The sequence below is a fragment of the Microbacterium sp. B19(2022) genome (assembly GCF_012030385.1).
Taxonomy (GTDB): Bacteria; Actinomycetota; Actinomycetes; order Actinomycetales; family Microbacteriaceae; genus Microbacterium; species Microbacterium oxydans_B.
Genome location: NZ_JAAUVO010000010.1, coordinates 91,541 through 115,524, shown reverse-complemented (window position 1 = coordinate 115,524; position 23,984 = coordinate 91,541). Strand labels below are relative to the sequence as shown.

Annotated in this window: 27 protein-coding genes; 19 read left to right on the top strand and 8 right to left on the bottom strand. The window is 68.8% G+C overall.

Features of this window, described 5'->3' with window-relative positions; all coding sequences use genetic code 11:
* Positions 1 to 56: 56 nt before the first annotated feature.
* The 4 genes from HCX50_RS11240 to HCX50_RS11225 form a co-directional block, all read right to left on the bottom strand.
* A complete protein-coding gene (locus HCX50_RS11240; RefSeq protein ID WP_091029452.1) occupies positions 57 to 2,135 on the bottom strand; it encodes a bifunctional lysylphosphatidylglycerol flippase/synthetase MprF in 2,079 nt (692 codons plus the stop codon).
* A 44-nt stretch (positions 2,136 to 2,179) separates the two neighbouring features.
* Positions 2,180 to 2,986: a tyrosine-protein phosphatase gene (locus HCX50_RS11235; RefSeq protein ID WP_091029455.1), complete on the bottom strand. Its 807-nt coding sequence runs from the start codon at positions 2,984 to 2,986 to the stop codon at positions 2,180 to 2,182.
* Positions 2,987 to 3,093: 107 nt separating this feature from the next.
* Positions 3,094 to 3,744, bottom strand: a complete 651-nt coding sequence (locus tag HCX50_RS11230; RefSeq protein ID WP_167634413.1) for a DsbA family protein — start codon at positions 3,742 to 3,744, stop codon at positions 3,094 to 3,096.
* 70 nt (positions 3,745 to 3,814) lie between these two features.
* Entirely contained in the window at positions 3,815 to 4,243 is a 429-nt protein-coding gene (locus HCX50_RS11225) for a hypothetical protein (RefSeq protein WP_237682450.1), read from the bottom strand.
* Positions 4,244 to 4,317: 74 nt separating this feature from the next.
* Here HCX50_RS11225 and HCX50_RS11220 point away from each other — a divergent pair, with 74 nt between their 5' ends.
* The 3 genes from HCX50_RS11220 to HCX50_RS11210 are packed head-to-tail and all read left to right on the top strand — an operon-like array spanning position 4,318 to position 7,191.
* Positions 4,318 to 4,668 carry a PLD nuclease N-terminal domain-containing protein gene (locus HCX50_RS11220; protein WP_029260899.1) on the top strand — a complete coding sequence of 117 codons (351 nt, stop codon included), beginning with the start codon at positions 4,318 to 4,320 and terminating at the stop codon, positions 4,666 to 4,668.
* Positions 4,669 to 4,682: 14 nt separating this feature from the next.
* On the top strand, positions 4,683 to 6,332 hold the full coding sequence (gene menD / locus HCX50_RS11215) for a 2-succinyl-5-enolpyruvyl-6-hydroxy-3-cyclohexene-1-carboxylic-acid synthase (RefSeq protein ID WP_167634477.1): 1,650 nt from the start codon (positions 4,683 to 4,685) through the stop codon (positions 6,330 to 6,332).
* A 16-nt stretch (positions 6,333 to 6,348) separates the two neighbouring features.
* A complete protein-coding gene (locus tag HCX50_RS11210) occupies positions 6,349 to 7,191 on the top strand; it encodes a polyphosphate kinase 2 family protein (protein WP_091029461.1) in 843 nt (280 codons plus the stop codon).
* Positions 7,192 to 7,197: 6 nt separating this feature from the next.
* Here the strand turns inward: HCX50_RS11210 and HCX50_RS11205 are convergent, their stop codons facing one another.
* Complete coding sequence (locus tag HCX50_RS11205) at positions 7,198 to 8,451, bottom strand: isochorismate synthase (RefSeq protein WP_091029465.1); 1,254 nt, start codon at positions 8,449 to 8,451, stop codon at positions 7,198 to 7,200.
* A 56-nt stretch (positions 8,452 to 8,507) separates the two neighbouring features.
* On the opposite strand from HCX50_RS11205, the gene HCX50_RS11200 reads away from it, so the two are divergent.
* The 5 genes from HCX50_RS11200 to HCX50_RS11180 all read left to right on the top strand — a co-directional run bounded on the left by HCX50_RS11200 (position 8,508) and on the right by HCX50_RS11180 (position 13,395).
* Positions 8,508 to 9,071 (top strand): DUF402 domain-containing protein, encoded by a 564-nt coding sequence (locus HCX50_RS11200; protein ID WP_167634411.1) that lies wholly within the window; start codon positions 8,508 to 8,510, stop codon positions 9,069 to 9,071.
* Positions 9,068 to 9,787, top strand: a complete 720-nt coding sequence (locus HCX50_RS11195; protein ID WP_167634409.1) for a ubiquinone/menaquinone biosynthesis methyltransferase — start codon at positions 9,068 to 9,070, stop codon at positions 9,785 to 9,787. The genes HCX50_RS11200 and HCX50_RS11195 overlap by 4 nt, the downstream gene beginning before the upstream one ends.
* Positions 9,788 to 9,834: 47 nt before the next feature.
* Positions 9,835 to 10,896: a polyprenyl synthetase family protein gene (locus HCX50_RS11190; RefSeq protein ID WP_167634407.1), complete on the top strand. Its 1,062-nt coding sequence runs from the start codon at positions 9,835 to 9,837 to the stop codon at positions 10,894 to 10,896.
* 55 nt (positions 10,897 to 10,951) lie between these two features.
* Positions 10,952 to 12,325: an FAD-dependent oxidoreductase gene (locus tag HCX50_RS11185; protein ID WP_091029479.1), complete on the top strand. Its 1,374-nt coding sequence runs from the start codon at positions 10,952 to 10,954 to the stop codon at positions 12,323 to 12,325.
* A 62-nt stretch (positions 12,326 to 12,387) separates the two neighbouring features.
* A complete protein-coding gene (locus tag HCX50_RS11180) occupies positions 12,388 to 13,395 on the top strand; it encodes an alpha/beta hydrolase (protein ID WP_167634405.1) in 1,008 nt (335 codons plus the stop codon).
* Between the two features lie 7 nt (positions 13,396 to 13,402).
* On the opposite strand, the gene HCX50_RS11175 is transcribed toward HCX50_RS11180, so the two are convergent.
* From HCX50_RS11175 to HCX50_RS11165, 3 genes are all read right to left on the bottom strand, one after another.
* Positions 13,403 to 14,035, bottom strand: a complete 633-nt coding sequence (locus tag HCX50_RS11175) for a GntR family transcriptional regulator (RefSeq protein ID WP_167634404.1) — start codon at positions 14,033 to 14,035, stop codon at positions 13,403 to 13,405.
* 289 nt (positions 14,036 to 14,324) lie between these two features.
* On the bottom strand, positions 14,325 to 14,813 hold the full coding sequence (locus HCX50_RS11170) for a YajQ family cyclic di-GMP-binding protein (protein WP_091029487.1): 489 nt from the start codon (positions 14,811 to 14,813) through the stop codon (positions 14,325 to 14,327).
* Between the two features lie 13 nt (positions 14,814 to 14,826).
* On the bottom strand, positions 14,827 to 15,258 hold the full coding sequence (locus HCX50_RS11165) for a hypothetical protein (protein ID WP_167634402.1): 432 nt from the start codon (positions 15,256 to 15,258) through the stop codon (positions 14,827 to 14,829).
* Positions 15,259 to 15,443: 185 nt separating this feature from the next.
* On the opposite strand from HCX50_RS11165, the gene HCX50_RS11160 reads away from it, so the two are divergent.
* From HCX50_RS11160 to rpsG, 11 genes are all read left to right on the top strand, one after another.
* Entirely contained in the window at positions 15,444 to 16,652 is a 1,209-nt protein-coding gene (locus HCX50_RS11160; RefSeq protein WP_091029495.1) for a sugar ABC transporter substrate-binding protein, read from the top strand.
* A 69-nt stretch (positions 16,653 to 16,721) separates the two neighbouring features.
* Positions 16,722 to 18,326: an ABC transporter permease subunit gene (locus HCX50_RS11155; protein WP_167634400.1), complete on the top strand. Its 1,605-nt coding sequence runs from the start codon at positions 16,722 to 16,724 to the stop codon at positions 18,324 to 18,326.
* A gap of 1 nt (position 18,327) precedes the next feature.
* A complete protein-coding gene (locus HCX50_RS11150) occupies positions 18,328 to 19,251 on the top strand; it encodes a sugar ABC transporter permease (protein ID WP_091029502.1) in 924 nt (307 codons plus the stop codon).
* 70 nt (positions 19,252 to 19,321) lie between these two features.
* A complete protein-coding gene (locus HCX50_RS11145) occupies positions 19,322 to 19,654 on the top strand; it encodes a PadR family transcriptional regulator (RefSeq protein ID WP_029260913.1) in 333 nt (110 codons plus the stop codon).
* Positions 19,651 to 20,304: an HAAS signaling domain-containing protein gene (locus HCX50_RS11140; RefSeq protein ID WP_091029505.1), complete on the top strand. Its 654-nt coding sequence runs from the start codon at positions 19,651 to 19,653 to the stop codon at positions 20,302 to 20,304. Before HCX50_RS11145 ends, HCX50_RS11140 begins: the two co-directional genes overlap by 4 nt.
* A 75-nt stretch (positions 20,305 to 20,379) precedes the next feature.
* A complete protein-coding gene (locus HCX50_RS11135) occupies positions 20,380 to 20,532 on the top strand; it encodes a hypothetical protein (RefSeq protein ID WP_167381524.1) in 153 nt (50 codons plus the stop codon).
* Between the two features lie 114 nt (positions 20,533 to 20,646).
* Positions 20,647 to 21,681: an ABC transporter gene (locus HCX50_RS11130; RefSeq protein WP_167634398.1), complete on the top strand. Its 1,035-nt coding sequence runs from the start codon at positions 20,647 to 20,649 to the stop codon at positions 21,679 to 21,681.
* A gap of 65 nt (positions 21,682 to 21,746) precedes the next feature.
* A complete protein-coding gene (locus tag HCX50_RS11125) occupies positions 21,747 to 22,184 on the top strand; it encodes a hypothetical protein (RefSeq protein WP_167634396.1) in 438 nt (145 codons plus the stop codon).
* Between the two features lie 66 nt (positions 22,185 to 22,250).
* Positions 22,251 to 22,898, top strand: coding sequence for a spermidine/putrescine ABC transporter substrate-binding protein (locus tag HCX50_RS11120; RefSeq protein ID WP_208617610.1), 648 nt, complete (start codon positions 22,251 to 22,253; stop codon positions 22,896 to 22,898).
* A gap of 237 nt (positions 22,899 to 23,135) precedes the next feature.
* Positions 23,136 to 23,504 carry a 30S ribosomal protein S12 gene (gene rpsL, locus HCX50_RS11115; RefSeq protein ID WP_028502478.1) on the top strand — a complete coding sequence of 123 codons (369 nt, stop codon included), beginning with the start codon at positions 23,136 to 23,138 and terminating at the stop codon, positions 23,502 to 23,504.
* A 5-nt stretch (positions 23,505 to 23,509) separates the two neighbouring features.
* A complete protein-coding gene (gene rpsG / locus HCX50_RS11110) occupies positions 23,510 to 23,983 on the top strand; it encodes a 30S ribosomal protein S7 (protein WP_028502477.1) in 474 nt (157 codons plus the stop codon).
* The last annotated feature ends 1 nt before the right edge of the window (position 23,984 follow it).

Sequence of the window (23,984 nt, the reverse complement as noted above, 5' to 3'; positions counted from 1 at the left end):
GGGCGGGTGTTATCCGGAAATCCGCATAGTGTTGTGTTATCCGGAAAACGTAATAGTCAGTCCTTCCCGCCGCCGCGCACGAGTTCAAGCCCGGCCCCGGCGAACTGCCGCAGCGTGGCATCCGGCAGGAACGCCCGGGTGAGCGCGCCGCCGATCCTCGTCAGGTCGCTCTCGTCGCGGAACAGGAGGTACATCGTCTCGTAGCGGGGATGGAACTTCTGCTTGAACCGGTGCAGCGACCCGAAGCCGTAGACCGGTTCCAGAGCGTCCGCCAGCCGGTCGCTGAGTGCGGCGATCACTCCCGCATCCGGCGGATAGTCGTGGGCGAGCGGTGCGCCGGAGAGCGACATGACCTGCGCGCCCTCCTCCGAGAACTGCTTCGCGGAAGACCCGATGAGGTACTCCATCACCGGGCCGAACCCGCCGTCGCGGCGGCGCATCAGATCGAGCGTCCACCCGCGCACCGCGCCGTCGCCGCCGTACACGGGGAGCCACGAGAGGAAGCCGTCGATGTCGCCGTTGGGTGCGACGGCCAGCGCGAGTCGCACCTCCGGGTCCTCCGCCTCATCGAGCGTGCCGAGGGTGAAGCGCATCTCCGGCAGATCCTTGTCGCCGACCCAGGCTTCGGAGATCGCCCGCAGCTGCTGCTGCACACCCCAGGACTCGGCCTTCAGGTGCGTCATCCGGAAGGTCATGTCGTCCCGGCCGGCCCTGTTGAGCGAGGTGCGCACCGAGTTCCACCGCTTGCCCGTGAACTCCAGCCCCGGCAGGTCGACGATCGTGTCGTCGGCCACGACGATGCTGCGCCAGGTCGAGGGCACCGCGGCGCGGGTGGCCTCATCGGCGCTGAAGAAGCACGGCACCAGACCCGCCTGCTCAGCAGTGCGGATGAACCCCGTCACGGCCTCGCCGCGAGCGTCCGCCGGCCCGATCGGGTCGGCGAGCGCCAGAGCCACGCCGTTGCGGCGCTGGTACGCGACGATGCCGCCGGTCACGCGGGCGTAGCTGTTGCCGTCCCAGGTCGTCATCCACGACAGGGTGCCTCCGCCATGCGTGCGCAGTTCCTTCTTCATGTCATCCGCCGTGGGGGAGGGCTGGATGCCGAGCTTCGACTTGCGCTTCGCCCCGAACGCCCGGCGCACCCAGATGAGGTAGACGAGCATGACCAGCCAGAGGAATCCGTTCGCCAGGGAGAGCTCGGTCTCGCCGTCCCAGCGGAAGTCGACCTGGGCCTGGCTGAAGACGGTGATGAGCGTGAGCACGAGCGCCGCGACCAGGACGTTGAAGAGGCCGAGCAGCAGTGCGAGCACCCAGGTCCAGCGGCGGCCGCGGCGCAGACCGTTCACGAGCACCAGGATCACGACGACGTCGATCGCGAGGTCGATGAAGCCGCCGGATGCGGGCTCGGTGGGACCGAACGGGCCGTCGGTGGGGAGGAGGGTGGTGATGATCTCGACCGCGCCGAGCACCAGGATGGCGATCACCGCGATCAGTCTCTGCTCACGGACGGTCGTGTGCCGCACGCGCAGTGAACGGTCGACCGCGAGGATCAGCAGCACGGCGAGCAGGTGCTCGAGATCGGCGATCTTGCCCCAGAACAGCATCGCGATGAACACGAACCCGAGCAGGATGAGCCAGCCGCGCACCCGCCACGGCGGGCGGAAGAGGCCGACGGCTGCGGCGATGCAGGCCATGGTTCCCCCGGATGCTCCGACGTCGAGCGCCTGCGCCTGGGTCGTGGCCCACTCCCAGGGGAACTGCGAGAGCAGGAGGAGCAGCAGCGCGGTGGCGAAGATCGCGAACAGCTGACCGATCCAGTAGTACGCGAGTGCGACCCGCGATCCGCGGCGGAACTCCAGGTACGCCATGCCCCAGAACCCGGCGATCGTGAACACGTAGACCCACGGCTGGTTCACGAAGAACGTGCCGGTCACAGGGGTCCACCACTTGCCGTCGACGAGATTCGGCAGGCCGTAGGCCACGGTCTGGAACAGCTTCGTGTCCTCGAACGGCGCCCAGAGCCCATTCCAGACGAGCCCGACGATGAGGATCAGCAGCACCATGATCAGCGTCGCCGGGATGCGGCGGACGACGGCGATGGCCGGGTGGGGCGTGGGAGAGCGCTCCTCAGTCATGCGCTCAGCGTAGCGATGGCGCTCACCTACCGGGAGTGCGCCGGCTACTCGCCGCGCAGCACTCGGCGCAGGTCCGCGATCTCCTCGTCGGTCATGCCGCCGCTGCGCAGATAGCCCGAGACGTCGCCGTGGTTCGCGTCGATCCACTCCAGGGCCGCCTCGATCGCCGAGGCGGGAGACTCTGTCGCGAGCGTCTTCAGGCTCGGCGTGAGAGGCACACCGAGGGAGGTGATGAGCGCGGTGAGCGCCTCGGCGAAACCGAGCGCGAGGTTCTTCTCCGTCTGCGTGTAGTCCTCGACGATCGCCTCGCGCGGCACCCCGGCGACCGACAGCAGGACGGCCGCGGCGAGCCCTGTGCGATCCTTGCCTGCGGTGCAGTGGAACAGCACTCCGGGGCGGTCGGTGCGCGACGCGGCGAGCACGGTGCGCGCGACGGTCGCGAACTGCGCGGCGCTCGCCTCCAGGATGGCCACGTACAGCCCCTCCAGCGTCGGCACCTGCTTGAGCACGTCGGCGACCTGCGTGACCGACAGGCTCGCGCCACCCGCTGCGGGAAGCAGCCGCTTCACCATCTCGTCCATGGCGCCGCCCTGCATCGGCAGGGGCAGCAGGGTCACGCTGCCGTCCTCGGGAAGCCGGTCCGCCGCGCGGGACCGCTCGCCGTCGGTGCGCAGGTCGATCACGGTCCCGATGCGGAGGTCGACGAGTTCCTGCAGCCCCTCGTCGGTGAGCCCTGCGAGGGCGTCGGAGCGGAAGAGGAGACCGGAGGCGAGCGTTCCGCCGCCGGTGAGCGGGAGCCCGGTGAGCTCTCGAGCGTTGTGCGTCCCCTGCAGAATCGACGTCAGTTCCATGGTCGTCCGGGCCCTCTCCCTGATCTTGATCTCAGCGTATCGGGACCGCAGGACGACGGGACCGTCCGCGCCGGATGCTGTGGGGCGGACGATCCCGTCACCGAGACTCAGCCGTTGACGGCCTTCTCGATCGCCTGCTCGAGGTCGTCCCACTTCTGCAGCTCGAGCTGTTCCCCGTCGACGAAGAACGTCGGGGTGCTGCTCACTTCGAGCTTCTCGCCGTCGCTCTTGTCGGCCTGCACGCGTTCCGCGGTGGCGGGATCGGCGATCGCGGCGTCGTACGCGGCCAGGTCGAGGCCGAGGTCTTCGGCGAACGCGCGGAACACCTCGGGGGTCTCCTCCGCCTGCCCGCCCCACTGCGCCTGGGTGTCGAACAGCCGGTGGTACATGTCCTCGAACCGGTCCTGCTGCGCCGCGGCCTCGGCGGCGAGGGCGGCCTGGGTGGAGTTGATGTGCCCCGGCAGGGGGAAGTAGCGGACGACGTAGGTGATCTCGCCGTCGTACTTCTCGCGGAGCTCTTCGACGATCGGGTAGAACGCCCCGCACGCCTCGCACTCGAAGTCGAGGAACTCGACCACGGTCACGGCCCCGTCGCCGCCGTCGTCGAGCACATGGGAGTCGGTGCGGACGGTCTGCCGCTGTTCGCCTTCGGGCGGCGCGCTCGCCGCTTTCTGGTTGAGGGCGATCACGAGGCCGACGATCAGCAGCACGATGGCGACGGCGATGGCGATCAGGGTCGCTTTGACAGAGTTCTTCATGGGGTCTCCAGACACACGGGTACGACGGGGAAGGATGCCGCGCGAGGCGGCTCGATGCACGCGTCGGAGTTCAGGTGCGGGAGATCGAGAGCTGGGTGAGGGAGAGCGCGGGGACGACGAGGCGCGGGCCGGCACGGCTCGGCGACGTCAGGCGGGGAATGCGGGCGCCGAGAGGTCGCGCGCCCCGACGGGGAAGCCGGAGGAACAGCAGCACCAGGGCGATGCCGCACAGCACGGCGAGCACGCAGACGCCGATGTCGGAGGAGAGCACATCGACCGCCGTCGCGCTGTCGGTGCCTCGGTCGGGGGCCACGGTGTCAACCGGCGACGAGACGCCGGACGCCAGGCAGAGGGTGGCGTGCACATCGGCCGGGCCGTGGGAGCTGGACCAGGCGCCGATCACGAGCAGGAGCGCGAGGCCGACGGCCGTAACCGCGCGGGCGATCAGCGTCCGATCAGCCCGCACTCGCAGCATCCGATCCGGCGATGAGGGCAGCATTTCCCGCGCAGTCTAGCAACCGCGCCTCTGTCTCTCCGGGGCCGGGCCGGCGCTGACACGCCTACACTGGAGGGGTGGCGAGACTACTGATCGTCGGCGGCTTCCTCGCCGCCGTGTTCTGGGTGTACAGCATCGTCGATTGCGCAGTGCAGCCGGCGACGCGTCACCGGGGTGTGTCCAAAGCCGCCTGGATCGCGATCGTGGTGCTCCTGCCCGTGATCGGCGGAATCCTGTGGTTCGTGATCGGCCGGCGCCGTGCGAACGATTCCGGTACTCGCCCCGTCATCGCGCCGGACGACGATCCTGCGTTCCTGCGCAGCATCAGCAAGACCGAGCAGGATGCGCGCATCCGCCGCCTCGAAGAGGAGCTCGCCCGTCTGGACGAGGAGACCGACGAGCCTCCCGCCTCGGACCCGCGCCCGTGACGTCGTCGCCGGCGATGGAGGCGGCGTCCTCCCTGATCGCCGACCTCGTCGCGAACGGCGTGCGTGACATCGTGCTGTCGCCGGGCTCGCGCTCGCAGGCGCTCGCGCTCGCCGCGGTGCGCTTCGCCGATGATGGGCACGTCCGGGTGCACGTACGCATCGACGAACGCGTCGCCGGGTTCACTGCGCTCGGCATCGCCCGTGAGACGGGTGTGCCCGCGGCCGTGATCTGCACTTCGGGCACGGCCGTCGCCAACCTGCTCCCCGCGGTGCTCGAGGCGTTCCACTCCGGTGTGCCGCTGCTGCTGCTCACCGCCGATCGTCCGCCGGAACTCCGCGGCGTCGGCGCCAACCAGGCGACGCTCCAAGAAGGTCTCTTCCACCCGTGGGTGCGCGACCAGGTCGATGCGCCGGTGCCGGGAGACGGCGACTGGGCCGGGCTCGCCGAGCGCGCCGTCGCGACCGCGATGGGCGCGCGCGAGGTCGATGGTGCGCTGCCCGGCGTGGCAGGACCCGTGCACCTCAACCTTCCCGCGAGGGAGCCGCTCTCGGGGGCACTCTCCGCGCTCTCGGTGGTCCCCGGCGAAGCACCTCGTCCGCTCGCACAAGAACCGTTCGAGCTCGACCGCGGTCCGCGCACCGTCGTGATCGCTGGCGCCGATGCGGGCGCCGATGCCGAGGAGGTCGCCTACGCGGGCGGCTGGCCGCTGATCGCAGAGATCGTGAGCGGTGCCCGGTTCGGGCGACAGCTCGTGCACGGGTACCGCCGACTGCTGGCGCGCGACGAGCTCGGCGGCCGGATCGAACGCGTCGTCGTCCTCGGCCACCCGACGCTCAGCCGTGAAGCGGCAGCTCTCCTTTCGCGCGCGGATGTCGACGTGATCGCGGTGCGCCGGGGCGGGGAGGAGCTGAACCTCAACCACCGCACCCGTGCCGTCGGCGCCGTGTCCGTCGCCCCCGGCCCCGCCGATCGCGCCTGGCTCGGCGAATGGCTCCAGGCCTCGGCCGCCGAGGTCGTCGATCTGAGCGAGGACGCCCCCGACCCCGACGGGCTGGCCTCCACCGACTTCGCCGCCCGCAGGGAAGCCGTCAAGGCTGAGCTCGACGCCGTTCGCCGCCCGCTCGACCGTGCGCTCCTGGTCGATGCCGTGTGGCGGGCCACCTGGCCGCACGACCGGCTGGTGTTCGGCTCTTCGCGGCTGGTGCGCGTCGCCGATCAGGTGCTCGGCGGCAAGAAGGTGCCCGTGCACGCCAACCGCGGACTCGCCGGGATCGACGGCACCATCGCGACCGCGACCGGCATCGCACTCGCCAGCCAGGCGGCCGGAGCCCCCGGTGTGACGAGGGTGCTGCTGGGCGACCTCGCCTTCCTGCACGACGTCGGCGCGCTGCTGCTGCCCCCGGACGAGACCGAACCGCGGCTCCAGGTGATCGTCGGCAACGACGGCGGCGGCACCATCTTCGACTCCCTGGAGGTGGCAGGGTCTGCACGTTCTGCCGACCTCGATCGCGCTTTCTACACTCCGCACACCGTGCGCCTGGAGCACCTCGCGCTGGCCTACGGCTGGGAGTACCAGCGGGTCACGACCCGCACGGCGCTCGATCAGGCACTGACCTCCCCGCGTGGCGGCCGTCAGATCATCGAGGTGCCGCTGCCGCGTTGACTGGCAGGATGTGCGTATGGACGCGCACAGCTGGACGCAGACACTGCGAGTGGACGAGGGATTCCGCCTCGCCGATCTCGACCCCGACTCCAAGCCCGGATACGTCGGCGGCAAGTCGCACGGCGCCCGCGATCTCGCGGCAGGGCTCGAGAAGCTGAACGATCTGCAGGAGCGGCTGTTCGCCGAGAGCAGGGTCGGGGTGGCGAAGGATGCCGTGCTGCTGGTGCTGCAGGCGATGGACTCGGCCGGCAAAGGCGGGATCGTGCGGCACGTGGTCGGCGGTGTCGATCCGCAGGGCGTCGCGCTCGCCGCGTTCAAGGCGCCGACGCCTGAGGAGCGCAGTCACGACTTCCTGTGGCGCATCGAGAAGCGCCTGCCGGAGCCGGGCTTCATCGGGGTCTTCGACCGCTCCCACTATGAAGACGTCCTGATCGGCAAGGTGCGTGAGCTGGCGGACGCACCGGAGATCGAGCGCCGTTACGACGCCATCAACGAGTTCGAGGCCCGTGTCGCGGCATCCGGCACCCGCATCATCAAGGTCATGCTGCACATCTCGCCGGACGAGCAGAAGGAGCGGCTCATGGAGCGGCTCGAACGCCCCGACAAGTACTGGAAGTACAACCCCGGCGATGTGGACGAGCGGATGCTGTGGCCGCAGTACATGCAGGCGTACCAGACCGTGTTCGACCGCACCTCCACCGAGGCGGCCCCGTGGCACGTGATCCCGGCGAACGCCAAGTGGTATGCCCGTCTCGCGGTGCAGGAGCTGCTGCTCGCGGCTCTCGAGGACATCGACCCGCAGTGGCCGGTCGCCGACTTCGACGTCGAGGCCGAGAAGAAGCGTCTCGCCGCGAGCTGAGCGCGCTCAGGCCAGCGCGTCGACCAGCGGCCGGAATTTCACCCGTGTCTCGAGCAGTTCGCTCTCGGGGTCGGAACCCGCGACGATCCCGGCGCCGGCGTATGCGGTCACGCCGATCTCACCCGAGCCGGCCGTGAACTGCGCGCAGCGCAGCGCGATCGCCCACTCGCCGTTGCCCGCGGCGTCCACCCAGCCGACCGGGCCGGCGTAGCGTCCGCGGTCGAAGGGCTCGAGATCGCGGATGGCGGCGATGGCTGCGGGGGTCGGCGTGCCGGCGACGGCGGCGGTCGGATGCAGCACCTGCACCAGGTCGAGAGCCGATTCGCCGTCGGCGAGCTCGCCCTCGACGTCTGTCGCGAGATGGAAGAGGTTCGGGAGCTTCAGCAGGAACGGCTGCTCGCTCGCGGCCAGTGCCCTCGTGTGCGTCCGCAGCGAGGCGAGGACGCTCTGCACGGCGTACTGGTGCTCGTCGAGATCCTTGGTGCTCGAGGCGAGGTGGGAGGATGCTGCGGTGTCGGCATCCGCATCCGCGCCTCGGCCGATGGTGCCGGCGAGCACACGAGCGGTGACCGTGCCGTCGTGCACCGTGACCAGGGTCTCCGGGCTCGCGCCGATCAGCCCGTCCACGGCGAAGGCCCACGTGTCGGGGTAGCCGGTCGACAGGGCGCGCACGAGGCGGCGCAGGTCCGACCCCGCAGGGATGGTGCCGGTGAGGTCGCGCGCCAGCACGACCTTGCTCAGCTCGCCGTCGGCGATGCGGGTCAGAGCCCGGCGCACCGAGTCCTGGTAGCCCTGCGGACTCTGGGCTCCCGGTCCGACCGTGCCGGCCCAGTGCGGACCGTACGGCTGCGTGGCGAAGACCTCGTCGGCGGCGGGCGACGCGGCGATCCGGATGCGGGTCTCCCAGAAGCGATCGCCGTGACGCCCGAGCACCTGACTCGGGACGACGAGCACACTGTCGGCCGCGGATTCCTCGTCGAATGCGAACGCGCCGAACGCCACCAGCCCGCTGCCGGGCAGCCCCACGGGGTCGGAGATCTCGGCCTGAGCGGTCATGTCGCGCCACAGGGCCGCGACGACGGCGGTGCGTGATTCGCCGGTGGATGCCGGAGGGCGGAGCTCGGCGAGCGGCTCTCCGACCGCGACGATGCCGTCTCCGCGCCGCAGCCAGGCGAGCGGGCGAGCGGGATCCGCGTAGGCGAGGAGGTCTTCGACCGGGTCGATCTCTCGGGTCTCCACGACCAGGTGGGTGGTGTGCACGCATCCAGCCTATGCCGCACAGGAGCCACGGATTCGCGCCGTCGTAGGGTGAACGGATGAGCGATGCACGCCCCGCACCCGGCACCGAGATGGTCTTCCAGTGGCGCAAGTGGGACGGGTCGCCGCACTGGCGGCACGAGTGCGTGTATCTCGGCGCCGACGAGTGGGGCGACTGGATCGGGCAGCCGGTGGGCTGGCACAGCTTCCGGCCCGGGGCCGAGTTCCACGCGGGCGGTCCCAACGTCACTCTCGTCCCGGCGAGCGGTGACCACGCTGTGACGGTGAACCGTCGCCACCGCCGCGGCATGCGCATCTACATCGACCTGGGCTGGGACATCCACTGGTCAGACGAGCCGCTCCTCGCGACCGGCATCGACATGGACCTCGATGTCGTTCGCGTGGCCGGGGCTCGGGGCACCTGGGTCGACGACCGCGACGAGTGGGCTGAGCACAGCGCCCGCTACGGCTATCCCGCCGACGTCATGGCGCACCTCGAGGCGCTCGCCCTCGACCTCGAGGAGCGGGTGCGCGCGCAGGTCGCACCGTTCGACGATGCCACCGCCGATCCGTGGCTCGACCGCCTCGAGGCCCTGGGCCTCGCGCCTAGACTGAACGCGTGACTTCGAACGAGAAGAACCGCGCCGATCTCGGCAAGGACCCCGCCCGCGTCAGCGGCATGTTCGACCAGGTCGCCGCCGGGTACGACCGCACCAACACGGCCATGACCTTCGGCAACGACGTGCTGTGGCGCGCGGCGACCACCCGTGCCGTCGCCCCGAAGCCCGGGGAGCGGATCCTCGACCTCGGTGCCGGCACCGCGTCGTCGTCAGCGTCGCTCGCTCGCAGCGGTGCCGACGTGGTCGCGGCCGACTTCTCGCCCGGGATGCTGGCCGAGGGCGAGCGCCGCCACGGTGCGATGCGCAACCTGTCGTTCGTGCAGGCGGATGCCACGGCGCTGCCGTTCGCGGATGCCGAGTTCGACGCGGTCACGATGTCGTATGCACTGCGCAACGTCAACGACCCGAAGAAGGCGCTGAGTGAGCTGTACCGGGTGACCAAGCCGGGCGGCCGGCTCGTGATCAACGAGTTCTCCACGCCTCCGGGCGCGCTGTTCCGCGGTGCGTACCGCTTCTACAACGCGCAGGTGCTGCCCCGCGTCGCCCGCGTGGCGGGCACCAACGGCGACGCGTACGACTACCTCAACGAGTCGATCCGCGAGTGGCCCGACCAGAAGAAGTTGTCGGCCTGGATCCGCGAGGCGGGTTGGAGCGACGTGGCCTACCGCAACCTCACGTTCGGCATCGTCGCCCTGCACCGAGCGCGCAAGCCCGCGTGAGCGCCGCGCACGCAACTGCGGCATCCCGGCGCAGGTAGGCTGGGACCGTGACTTCGAGCCCCATCGCCCCGGGTTCGCGGCTGGCGAGCCGTCTGGGGTTCAGCGACCGCGTCTTCATCGGCCCTGCCGCACGCAAGGTCGCCCGCGCGATCGAAGACGGCCTCGAGCTCGTCGAGACCGGCCTCGCGCAAGACGTCCGTGTCGCCGACCCACTGGCCGACGCTGCCAGCCGCTACCTGTACGAGGCGGGCGGCAAGCGCATCCGTCCCGTGCTCACGCTCCTCGCCGCCCAGCTCGGCGACGGCAACACCTCCGAGGTGATCGATGTCGCCAAGGCGCTCGAGATCACCCACCTGGGCTCGCTCTATCACGACGACGTCATGGACGGCGCCGACCGCCGTCGTGGCGTGCCGGCGGCGCATGCCGTGTGGGGCAACAACATCGCCATCCTCACGGGCGACATCCTCTTCTCCCGCGCCAGCCAGCTGATGTCCCGGCTCGGCGAACGCGCCATCCGGCTCCAGGCCGACACGTTCGAGCGCCTGGTCCTCGGCCAGATGCACGAGACCCTCGGGCCGCAGCAGGATGACGACCCGATCGCGTTCTACATCCAGGTGCTCGCCGACAAGACCGGTTCGCTGATCGCCGCCGCCACGCAGGGCGGTGTGATCTTCTCCAACGCGCCGAGCGAGTACGAGGAGCCGCTGCGGGTGTACGGCGAGAAGATCGGCGTCGCGTTCCAGCTGCTCGACGATGTGATCGACCTGTCGGCCAAGCCCGAAGAGACCGGCAAGGTGCCGGGCACCGATCTCCGCGCCGGCGTCCCGACCATGCCGTACCTGCTGTTGAAGGCCGAGCCCGATGGCGCCGCCGTCGACCTCGCAGCGCGCATCGACGACGGTGTGGCCCTCATCGCCGATGGGGCAGACCCCTCGATCCTCGACGGCCCGCTCGACGAGCTGCGCGATCACCTGGTGACGCAGAAGACCCTCGAACTCGCGCATGCGTGGACGAGGGATGCCGTCGATGCGCTCGCACCGCTGCCGCGCGGCACCGTGCGCGAGGCGCTGACCCGATTCGCAGAGACCCTCGCCGAACGCTCCAGCTGACTGCTCGCGACCTTCGGGTCGCACGCCGGTTGCATCGGCATACGAAAGGACCTCCATGACCAAGCTCAGACTGGCCATCGTCGGTGCGGGCCCCGCCGGCATCTACGCCGCGGACATCCTGCTGAAGGCCGAGCGCAAGTTCGACGTCTCGATCGATCTCTTCGAGCAGCTCCCTGCTCCTTACGGACTGGTCCGCTACGGCGTCGCCCCCGATCACCCCCGCATCAAGGGCATCGTCAACGCGCTGCGCGATGTGCTCGACCGCGGAGACATCCGCCTGTTCGGCAACGTGCGCTTCGGTGAGGACATCACCCTCGACGACCTGAAGAAGCACTACAACGCTGTCGTCTTCGCGACCGGAGCGATCCGCGACACGTCCATGGAGATCCCCGGGATCGATGCTGTCGCGTCCTACGGTGCCGCCGACTACGTCAGCTGGTTCGACGGACATCCCGATGTGCCGCGCGAGTGGCCGCTGGATGCCGCATCCGTCGGAGTGCTCGGCAACGGCAACGTGGCGCTCGACGTCGCGCGCATGCTCGCGAAGCACGCCGAGGATCTGCTGGTCACCGAGGTGCCGGCCAACGTCTACGAGGGTCTCAAGGCCAGCGAGATCACCGACGTGCACGTCTTCGGACGCCGCGGACCGGCGCAGGTGAAGTTCACTCCGCTGGAGCTCCGCGAGCTCGGCGAGCTGCGCGATGTCGACATGGTCGTCTACGACGAGGACTTCGACTACGACGAGGCCTCGAAGGATGCTGTCGCCAGCAACAAGCAGGTCATGGTCATCGACCGCATCCTGCAGTCCTGGCGCAAGCGCGACTCGGTGAACAACGCCGGGGGCACGGCATCGCGCCGACTGCACCTGCATTTCTGGGCGCGCCCGGTCGAGGTGCGCAAGGACGAGAACGGTCGCGTCGCGGCACTCGTCTACGAGCGCACACAGCCCGACGGTCAGGGCGGCGCGGTGGGAACCGGTGAGATGCGTGAGGTGCCGCTCCAGGCGCTGTACCGCGCCATCGGCTACTTCGGCTCGCCCCTTCCCGGCGTGCCCTTCGACAAGAAGCACGGTGTCATCCCGAACCGCGAGGGTCAGGTGCTCGCGAAGGATTCCAACGAGCGGGTCTCCGGCATCTACGCGACCGGCTGGATCAAGCGCGGCCCGGTGGGGCTGATCGGGCACACCAAGTCCGACGCGATGGAGACCGTGCGGCACATCATCAACGACCAGGGCTCCTGGTGGCACCCGGAGGATCCGTCCGAGGAGGCCGTCGTCGAGCTGCTGCGGGAGCGCGGCGTGCGCTGGACCGATCTCGAGGGCTGGCACCGTCTCGACGAGCACGAGATCGCCCTCGGTGCTCCCGACGAGCGCGCCCGCGTCAAGGTCGTCCCGCGCGACGAGATGGTGCGCGTCTCCCGCGGCGAGTAGGAGGTTCGCCTCCATCGCCCCCGTGCTCGTCGGCTAGCCTGGCGACGACGGGGGAGGAATGCATGACCGAATGGATCCGGGATGTGCTCGGCGATGAGTTCCAGCAGCTGACTCTCGACCTCGGCACCGATGAGCAGGGTCCGGTGGTGGCGACCCTGGTGCGCGCGCTCCCGGCCGAGCCGGATCTCTGGCATCGCATCCGTGGGCGCTGGCCGCTGCTCGACGGCGTCGACGTGCTCTACGTGCACGGCTGGTCGGACTACTTCTTCCAGAAGCGACTCGCGCGTTTCTGGACCTCGCGGGGCGCCCGCTTCTTCGCCCTCGACCTCCGCAAGTACGGACGCAGCCTCCGCGACGGGCAGACGCCCGGCTACGTCGCCGACCTCGCCACCTACGACGAGGACATCGGGGCGGCGTTGGAGGCTATGGGGCGGGGGAGGGGCGGCACCGAGTCCTCCCGGCGTCTGGTTCTGCTCGGTCATTCGACGGGCGGGCTCACGCTGAGTCTCTGGGCGTCACGTCATCCGGGTGCGGCGGATGCGGTGATCCTGAACAGCCCTTGGCTGGAGTTCCAGTTCGCGCCGGCGCGGGCGGCGATCGCGCCGATGGTCGAGCTGCAGGCACGGATCCGGCCGATGGAGGCGGCGCCGCAGGTCGACCTCGGCTTCTACACTCGCGCTCAGCACGAGGTCGCCGACCCGGATGATCCGATGGAGGTGAACGCGCTGTGGCGCCCGGCACAGACGATGGCGGTGTACGCGGGCTGGTTGCACGCGATCCTCTCCGGGCACAAGACCGTGGCCGCGGGGCTGTCGATCACGGCTCCGGTGTGCGTGCTGCTCTCGGCGCGGTTCGCGCCCCCGACGCGGTGGTCGGAAGAGCTCACCAGCGCCGACTCCGTGCTCGTCGTCGACGACATCGCGCGCGCGGCACTGCGGCTCGGGGCGAGCGTGACGGTGGAACGCATCGACGGCGCGCTCCACGACGTCTTCCTCTCGCGCCACGACGCGCGCGAGGACGCCTACCGACGCCTCGAGCGTTGGGTCACGGGTTGGCGCGCGGCCCTCTGATCTCGCGTCACAGGTAGTACATCGCCCGGACCAGACGCTCCGCCTCGTCGCCGTCGCCGTCGCGGACGGCGCCCGCAAAGGCGATGTACACATCCCGCATCCGAGCGCGGTCTTTCGCGGGGACCACCCAGTCGCGGAGGTTGCGGAACAGAACCATGCTCGCGTCTTCCATCAGCGTGCGATGCTGCGCGTTCCCGCTCCGATCTCCGAGATACGAGAACACCGCCCATCGTGCGTCCGAGGTCGTCGCCGTGTCCTCGAGCGACGCGTGCATCGCGGCCACGAGTCGGACGACGTGATCGCGCTGCGCGTCGCTGATGCGCGGAACGGCCAGCCGTGCGGCGATCGCCGCCTGGTACCCGGCGAACTCGAGCGACTGCGCGATCGTCTCCGAGGTCACCTCGGTCACCTCGGTGTACCGGCTCGGATACATCGTCACCATCCCCAGCCGCTCCAGACGCTGAAGCGCTTCGCGAACGGGTGTTCGCGATACGTGCAGCTCTTCGGCCACGTCGACGTCGCGGATGCGTTCGCCGGCCTCGAGCGTGCCCTCGATGATCTGTCTGCCGAGGTGGTGGAACACCTCTTCGGCCAGAAGCTGCTTGCTCTCGCCGACACTCGTCGATCCGATAATGCTCATGGACCTGCCCCCAGTTGCCCTTCATTTCCCGAGCATCCTCATGATCAGCCCCGGGTGGGCCACCGCATCATGAGGTCGCGTCGGTCTCCAACACGATCTACGCCTGTCGTCGCGTGTGGGGGCACACGGCTGTCGGCGACGTTTCCAGTCTTGGCCACTCACGCCGATATTCCGGTATGCGATCCTACTGCTCGGCTCCGGAAGACCGAAGTCGCGGCCGTGGGCAGACGAAAGGCCCCACTCGGTCTTTCGCCGAGTGGGGCCTTTCGTCGTGCAGGCGGGAGTTCGCCTAGCGGTAGTTGATGAACTGCAGGTCGAGATCGAGGTCGGCGCCCTTCAGCAGCGCGATGACCGACTGCAGGTCGTCGCGGCTCTTGGACTGCACGCGCAGCTCGTCGCCCTGGATCTGGCTCTTGACGCCCTTGGGACCCTCGTCGCGGATGATCTTGCCGATCTTCTTCGCGTTCTCCGAGGAGATGCCGTCCTTGAGCGTCGAGACGATGCGGAACTCCTTGCCGCTGGCGAACGGATCGCCCGACTCGAGGCTCTTCAGCGAGATGCCGCGCTTGATGAGCTTGGACTGGAACACGTCGAGCACGGCCTTCGCCCGCTCCTCGGTGTTCGCGATGATGAGGATGCTCTCGCCGCTCCAGGCGATCGACGCACCCGTGCCCTTGAAGTCGTAGCGCTGCTCGATCTCCTTGCGGGCCTGGTTCAGGGCGTTCTCGGCCTCCTGATGATCCACCTTCGAGACGATGTCAAAAGAACTGTCAGCCATGGTTTCATCCTACTCAGGGGCTCAGTGCGTACACATTGTCGGAGATCCTGGTTGCTCCGTCCGGAGTGGGGTAGTCGTCCGGCACCACCATGAAGTGACCTGCGGGTCCGCTCATCCCGATGGGCCCGCGCTCGCCTCCACAGGCCATGCCGCCTGCGGTCTCGTCGAGGTGGGCGAGCACGCAGATCGTCCCCTCGTCGGCGCCGTGCAACAGCCAGATCGAGCTGCCGGAGTGCTCACCGACGAACCGCGCCGATGAGAGATCCGCGTCGTCGACGGAGTACTGCGCGGCCACGGCGTCCGGCAGCGCGTCCGCCGGTTCGGCCTCGCGATCCAGCACGGCATATCCCGTGGAGAACGCCGTGCAGCCGCTCAGGGCGATCGCCGACAGCGTCAGGAGGAGACCCGCCGCTGTTCGCGCGACACGAAGGGAACGATCCGTCATCCCCACAGTCTACGAGCGCTCCCTGTCGAGTCCTGTGGAAGCGTTTTCACACCCGGCGCTTCCGATCTGCCCGGTCACGGGTTGGTATCGACGCTCTTCTTCGTTGCAAAAGGAGTCGTATCCGATGCATACTGTAAGCGCTTGCAGTCTGTGCAGGCCACCAGCACCGAGAGAGGCACACACCAATGAAGGTGAACAAGAGGGGCATCGCCGCCGCAGGCGCGATCGCCATCGTTTCGACTCTGACGCTTGCCGGCTGCTCCGCAGGGACCAGCGGCGACGACACCTCCGACTCCAAAGGCAGCGGCAAGCTGGTCGTCTGGGTCGACGCCGAGCGCGTGGACGCGCTGCAGACCGCGGCGGACTCCTACGAGGACAAGACCGGCGTCAAGGTCGAGCTCGTCGGCAAGTCGGTCGACGACATGAAGGACGACTTCATCCAGCAGGTCCCGACCGGCAAGGGCCCTGACGTGGTCATGGGTGCGCACGACTGGCTGGGCGAGCTTTCCACCAACGGCGTCGTCGCGCCGATCGAGCTCGGCGACAGCTCCGAGGACTACCTTCCGGTCGCGCTGCAGGCCGCAACCTACGAGGGCACCGTGTACATGCTTCCGTACGCGGTCGAGAACATCGCCGTGCTGCGCAACGCCGACCTCGTCCCGGCCGCCGCGACCAGCTTCGACGACATGGTCTCGAAGGGCACCTTCGTCGTCGAGCAGGGCGCCGAGGGCAACCCGTACCACCTGTACCCGTTCCAGACCGCGTTCGGTGCCCCGGTCTTCGGCACCGATGACTCGGGCAGCTACGACCCCACCGACCTGCAGCTCGGCAGTGAGGGCGGCTTCGCCTTCGCCGACTGGCTGGGTGTGCAGGGCGCTGCGGGCGTGCTGAACACCGACGTCGACGGCGAGATCGCCAAGCAGCAGTTCCTCGACGGCACGGCCGCCTTCTGGCTGACCGGCCCGTGGAACGTGGGGGCCGCAACCGACGCCGGCATCAACGTCGCGATCGACCCGATCCCCAGCCCGACCGGTGAGACCGCTTCGCCGTTCGCCGGCGTCAAGGGCTTCTTCGTCAGCTCCGAGTCGAAGAACAAGGTCGCCGCGAACGACTTCCTCGTCAACTACATCGGCACCGAAGACGTGCAGCTCGAGCTGTTCAAGGCCGGCAACGTCCTGCCGGCGCTCACCGCTGCCGCCGACACCGCGGCGTCCGACCCGATCATCGCCGGCTTCCAGGCCGTCGGCGAAGACGCCGTGCCGATGCCGGCTATCCCGGCGATGGGCGCGGTGTGGGAATTCTGGGGCGTGGCCGAGGCCGCGATCATCAACGGCGCGGACCCGAAGACGACGTGGCAGAAGCTCGTCGACGACGTGACCGCCGCGATCAAGTAACAGCCATCACACTGACCCTGCCGGGGTGGACTCCTCCGTCCGCCCCGGCAGGATCATGACGAGGACGACATGACTGACATCGACGAGCGCACCGCTCCTCCGACCAGACGCCAGCGCCAGGCCGCGAAGATCGCCGAGGCGGCATCCGGCCCGATCGGCTGGATGCTGCTGAAGATCCTCCTGCTGGCCGTCGTCGACGCGATCGCCCTGTATGCGGCGTTCGTGCTCTTCGCCCACCAGGAGTGGCTGATCCTCGGCATCGTCGTCGCGGTCGCCGTCCTCGTCAACTACATCTACTTCTCCCGCAAGCGCATCGCGGCGAAGTACCTGACACCCGGCATCATCTTCCTGATCCTGTTCCAGGTGTTCACGCTGCTCTACACCGGCTACATCGGGTTCACGAACTACGGCACCGGGCACAACGGCACGAAAGACCAGGCCATCTCCTCTCTCCTCGCGTCGGCGCAGGAGCGGGTCGAGGACTCGCCCACCTATCCGGTGACGGTCGTCGAGCAGTTCGGCACCTACGGTCTTCTCGTCACCGACCCGGACTCCGGCGAAGCGCTTCTCGGCACGGCCGAGCAGCCGCTCGAAGAGGTCGACGCGCAGTTCGAGGGCGGACAGGCCGTCGCGGTCGACGGCTGGACGACGCTCCCGCTGGCTACCGTGTTCACCCTCTCGGAAGAACTCGAGAAGCTGTCGGTCCCCTTCAGCGACGACCCGAACGACGGCAGCCTGCGCGCGCCGGACGGACAGAAGGGGTACCTCTACGTCTCGACGCTCGAGTACGACGAGGCCGCCGACACCATCACCGACACCACCACGGGCACGGTGTACGCCGACACGGGCGACGGAGCCTTCACCGCCGACGACGGCGAGCAGCTGCTGCCGGGATGGCAGACCACGGTCGGCTTCGACAACTTCGTGCGCGCGGTCACCGACTCCTCGATCCGCGGACCGCTCATCTCGGTGACGGTGTGGACCTTCGCGTTCGCGCTGATCTCGGTCGCGACGACATTCTTCCTCGGGCTCCTGCTCGCGCTGGTGTTCAACAACACCCGGATGCGGTTCCGCAACGGGTACCGGATCATCCTGATCCTTCCTTACGCGTTCCCCGCGTTCCTGTCCGCACTCGTCTGGGCCGGCATGATGAACGAGAGCTTCGGCTTCATCAACCAGGTCATCTTCGGGGGAGCGGACATCCCCTGGCTCACCGATCCGACGCTGGCCAAGGTGTCGGTGCTCCTGGTGAACCTGTGGCTGGGCTTCCCCTACATGTTCCTCGTCTGCATGGGCGCACTGCAGGGCATCCCGGAGGACGTGAACGAGGCCGCCGTGATGGACGGCGCGAATCCGTGGCAGGTCTTCCGGCGGATCAAGCTGCCGCTGCTGCTCGTCACGGTCGCGCCGCTGCTGATCTCGTCGTTCGCGTTCAACTTCAACAACTTCAACCTGATCTACATGCTCACCAACGGCGGGCCGCGCTTCAGCGACGTGTCCATCCCGGTCGGGCACACCGACATCCTGATCTCGATGGTCTACAAGGTGGCCTTCACCGGGCAGACCCGTGACTACGGCCTGGCTTCGGCGTTCACCATCCTGATCTTCATCGTGGTCGCGACCATCTCGATCATCAGCTTCCGCAAGACCAAGGCCCTCGAGGAGCTGAACTGACATGAGCACCACTCGCTCCACCACCGCTCACGCTGCCACCGATGGGCCGAGTCTCGCCCCGCGTCGCCGCAGCTTCGGTGCCTGGTTCGCCGATACCGGATGGCGGCATCTCGTCGCGATCGTGGTCAGCGCCTTCGCCTTGTTCCCGCTTCTGTACGTCGTCTCGGCGTCGCTGAACCCGAAGGGGACGCTGACCGGATCGAACCAGCTGTTCTCCGCGATCGGGATCGACAGTTACGTGCGCATCCTGAGCGACCCGCAGAACCCGTACGGCATGTGGTTCCTCAACACCCTGCTGATCGCCGTCGTGACCGGGGCGGTCACGGTCTTCATCGGCGCCTGCGCGGCGTATGCCTTCTCGCGTATGCGGTTCGCCGGGCGCCGCGTCGGGCTCGTCACGATCGTGGTCGTGCAGATGTTCCCGCAGCTGCTCGCGGTCGTCGCGATCTTCCTGCTCATGTCGACGCTGGGGGACTGGTTCCCCGCCATCGGCCTGAACACCCACACCGGCCTGATCCTGGTCTACCTCGGCGGCGCGCTCGGTGTGAACACGTACCTGATGTACGGGTTCTTCAACACGATCCCGAAGGAGATCGACGAGGCCGCTCGCATCGACGGCGCCGGTCACGCACGCATCTTCTTCACCATCATCCTGCGCCTGGTCGCGCCCATCCTCGCGGTGGTCGGACTGCTCTCCTTCATCGGCACGGTCAACGAGTATGTGATCGCGAGCGTCATGCTCGTCGACGTGGAGCAGCAGACGCTGGTCGTCGGGCTCACCAAGCTCGTCGCGAACCCGCGCTATGCGGACTGGTCGGCGTTCTCCGCGGGCGCCGTGATGGCGGCCATCCCGGTGATGATCCTGTTCCTCTTCCTGCAGAAGTACATCGTCGGCGGTCTCACCGCGGGCGCGACGAAGGGCTGAACGCCCCCGCGGCGCACTCGGCACGGATCCGTGTCGGAGGTAACGTGCATCGCATGGTAGCTTGTCATGCATGACAGCTGATGTCGGATCGCAGATGCGCAAAGGGGTGGTCGAGTACTGCGTGCTCGGACTCCTCGCGCGTGAGCCGATGTACGGCTGGCAGCTGGCCGATGCGCTCACCGGCGCCGGGCTGATCGCCAGCATCGGCACGCTCTACCCGCTGCTGGGACGGCTGCGGGACAACGGCTGGGTCAGCACGTTCGACCTGCCGTCGGAGAGCGGACCCGTGCGCAAGTACTACCGGCTCACCGAGTCGGGTACCGAGCAGCTCGAGCGCTTCCGAGTGCAGTGGACCCCGTTCGCCCGTGTGGTGACGGGCATCGTCGGAGAGGGACGACCATGACAGAGACGACAGCAGACACCCTGCGCGAGGAGTACCTCGCCCGACTCGACGAGGCGATGCGCGGGCTCCCGCACGGCGTCGCGTCGGACATCCGCGGCGGAATCGTCGAAGAGCTGCAGGGCCTCGACGCCGCGGAGACCGCCGCGCGGATCGCTCGACTCGGTGATCCGGTGGCCATCGCGAGGGAAGCGCAGGATGAGGTGCCGGCGAGCCCCACCATCATGGTCGCCGCGCCGGTGGCGGCCCCGCCCGCGCCCCGACCGTCGACGACATCGACGCGCGGCTTCGCGATCGCCGCCGCATTGACGCTGAGCTTCGGCGGTTTCCTGCTTCCGGTGCTCGGATGGTTCGTCGGCGCGGTGCTCGTCAGCATCAGCACCCTCTGGAAGACGTGGGAGAAGGTCGTGGCGATCATCGTGCCGTTCGTCTTCGGAGCGCTCTCGTTGTTCCTGGTGCAGTTCATGAGCTTCGTCGAGTTCAGTTCGACCGGAAGTTCCTCCGGCACCGGCACCCCACCCGAGGAGGTCGTGAACAACCCGCTGCTGCCGAGCTTCAGCGCCTGGCATGCGCTCCTCCTCCTCGGGTTCCTCCTGATCCCGGCGTCGGGTCTCTGGCTGCTCTGGCGGCTCCGGGGGCGAACCGCTCGCTGAGCCGCACCAACCCATGCGCGAGCATGCTCGGCGTTGCGCCCGGCCAGTATCCCGGTCGGGCCATAGCGTGGAGGCATGGCACGGGTGGCGGGGCGCAATCTGGCGATGAGCTGGTTCGCCGGCATCGTGTGCGCCGGAGTCATCGGGGCGCTGATCTGGCTGTCCCTCCCGATCCTTCCCGCTCTCGCTGAGTTCGCGGGGACCGCGCTTCGCAACGCCCTTCCATGATGGTCCGCCACGAGGCATCGACGCGCGTATCCCGACACGTCGGCACGCCTGCGTCGGGGGCCGTTCGCCCGGCGGTACCCTCACAATGCACGTATCCGATGAGAGGCGCACCCCATGAGTGACCCCGACGCTCCCCAGCCCGAGAAGCCGACTGACGTCGACGACGTCGTCGGCAGCGCGAACGCCGGCCTCGACGCCGCCGCCGCCGCGGGTGCGGATGTTCCCGGTTCCGCCGATGCGCCGGAGAACCGGCCGGCCGAACCGATCGACGAGAAGGCCGGCGACCCCGACCTCGCCGCATTCGAAGCCGCCGAGCGTGACCACCCGGGGACGTTCGCATCCCCGCCCCCGGCCGTCGTGTCGTCCCCGGCCGTCGAATCGCGTGAGAGCGTGCGCGACGTCAGAGCCGAGGCCGACGCGGAGACCGCGTCGTTCTTCCCCGAGCCGGTCGTGGGCGAGCCCGTGCCGTTCGGCCACGAACAGTCCGGTCTGGCCGGTGCCGCCTACGCGCAGTACGGCGACGAGGCCGAGACGCGGATCGTCCCGTCGGAGCCGCTGATCGGTGCGACCGGCGCGGCGCAGCCCCAGCCCATCTTCGTGCAGGCGCCCGAGCCGCCCCGCGACCGCGGCAACCGCGGCACCGCCGGCCTCATCGGCCTGCTCGCGACCCTCGTCTTCGCCGTGCTCTACCTCGGCACGGCCCTGGGCCTCGGCGCGATCGCCGGCGATGTGAACGGCGAGAACATCGGCGAAGCCGCGCTCGCGCCGCTGATGACCTGGGGATACTGGACGCCGGTCGTCGTCTTCTTCCTCGGCTTCTGGCTGCTCGGCGCGATCATCAACCGCGGTCGCTGGGGGCTCTGGGTCGTCTTCGGCATCATCGTCGGTGTCATCGCCTATGCGGGCCATATCCTCGGACAGCTGTTCGAGGCACCGTTCTGGAAGCTCACGTCGTCTCAGGGTCTCGAGTTGGTCGGCGAGCAGCTGCTCGCCCCGCTCGCGATCGCCGCGTTCGTGTTCGCCCGTGAACTGACCATCTGGTTCGGCGCGTGGGTCTCCCGCAGCGGCGCGCGCAAGACCGAACTGAACGCCGAGGCGCAGCGCGAGTACGAGCGCACCCTCGAAGCCGGTCCGACACTGTCGAGGTAATCACGCACTCCACCACGCCGAACCCCCGCGGGCCCGAGTCCGCGGGGGTTTCGGCTGTCCTGGCGGTGGTCCTCGCGACGATCGGCTTCTTCGCGCTCGCGGTGTTCGGGCTCGGGGCGCTCAGCGTGGCCACCGACACCGACATCATCGCGGTTCCGGGGTTGGGGCAGGCACCCGGTGCGATCGGGATGCTGTCGGCGGTCGTCGTCTTCGCGCTCATGCTGTGGTCGACGCTCCGACGGGGTAACCCGTCCTACGTGGCGACCGTCGCGATCGCCCTCCTCGCCGGGATCACGCATCTCGCGGCGGTGTGGATCACGGTGCTGATCGGTTCGTCCGACCTCGTGATAGCCACTGCCGTCGCGGGTGACCTCGTCCGCGGCGGTGTGAGTGCGGTGCTGGTGGTCGCGGGGCTGATCGCCGCGTGGGGCGGTATCGCCCTTCGGCGCACCCGGGCGGAACATCCGCGCTGGCCCTGGGAGCGCGACGACGACGGCGAGTGACGCGGTCGCCCCGCCGCGACGAGCGAAATCGCGGCGACGACGTGCGACGCGCCGTACGCTGGTGGGGTGGAGCGCTCATTGGAGACGCAGGTCGACCAGGCCGTCGAGACCTGGTTGCGCTGGGTGCCGCGCTGGGAGCCGGCGACCCACCGCGGTCGCGTCGCGCCATGCCGCCGCTGTCTGGGATCACCGATCCTCTCGGCGGCGGGAATCGGCGCGAACACCCCGCACGGCGTGCAGCACGGACTCTCGACACGCATCAAGACCATCGTCGACCACGCCGTCGCGGACTACACGGCCCGGAATCTCCCCATGCTGCAGCGCGAGCTCGATCAGCAGGCGGCCCGCAATCGTGCCCGCAGCTACCGCCCTGCCGAAGACCTCGATCCGGAGTTCGACGGCCTCCCGCTCGACCCCGAGCCGGTTCCCGGCGCGCCGTTCCTGTTCACCATCGCCGGGCTCGCCGACGACTCGGCCGCAGAGCTCCCGGCGCTGCCGCCTCTCACCGAGGAAGCCAAGATCGCCCTCCGGCAGGAGGTCGCCCTCGCCGACGAGTACGCCAACATGGTCGGGCGAGAGATCTGCGGCATCCTGCTGCGCCATCGGATCCACATCCAGGCCGCCATCTCCCAGCACGTCGAACCGCAGATCGAGGCACTGCTCGCCGAGTTGACGGAGTCTCTGGACTCGCCGTTCGACCCCGACGTGCCGTGACCCCGGGCGCTGGCCCCACCGGCGCCCGGCACCTGGGCTCATTTGACCGCCACGTTACGCGGCATTACACTTGATCATGTGTGTGCACGTCTTGACGTGCGCACTGGGCGTCGGCACCATGCCGGTCCGCCCCCACGGCATACCCACCACACCAAAAGCTCGTCGATTCCGGCGTGCCGGTGGGGCATGATGTGAAACCCATCACGCTGTCACCGTGCAGCACTATGAGGAGAGAACGTGCCAACCATTCAGCAGTTGGTTCGCAAGGGTCGCTCGCCGAAGGTCACCAAGACCAAGACGCCAGCCCTGAAGTCGAACCCGCAGCAGGCCGGGGTCTGCACCCGCGTCTACACCACCACCCCGAAGAAGCCGAACTCGGCGATGCGCAAGGTCGCCCGTGTGAAGCTTCGCAACGGCACCGAGGTCACCGCGTACATCCCCGGTGAGGGCCACAACCTGCAGGAGCACTCGCTGGTGCTCGTGCGCGGCGGTCGTGTGAAGGACCTCCCCGGTGTGCGTTACAAGATCGTCCGTGGCGCCCTGGACACCCAGGCAGTCAAGAACCGTAAGCAGGCTCGTTCCCGCTACGGCGCGAAGAAGGGTTGAGTTAGATGCCTCGTAAGGGTCCCGCCCCTAAGCGCCCCGTCGTCAACGACCCGGTATACGGCGCTCCGATCGTCACCTCGCTGGTGAACAAGATCCTCGTTGACGGCAAGAAGTCGCTGGCCGAGTCGATCGTCTACGGCGCCCTCCGCGGCGTCGAGGCGAAGAACGGCGGCCAGGATGCTGTCGCCACCCTCAAGAAGGCGCTCGACAACGTGCGCCCCACCCTCGAGGTCCGCAGCCGCCGCGTCGGTGGCTCGACCTACCAGGTGCCGATCGAGGTCAAGCCGCACCGTGCGAACACTCTCGCGCTGCGCTGGCTCGTCAGCTACGCCAAGGGCCGTCGTGAGAAGACGATGACCGAGCGTCTCCAGAACGAGATCCTCGACGCGTCGAACGGCCTGGGTGCCGCGGTCAAGCGCCGCGAGGACACTCACAAGATGGCCGAGTCGAACCGCGCGTTCGCTCACTACCGCTGGTAAA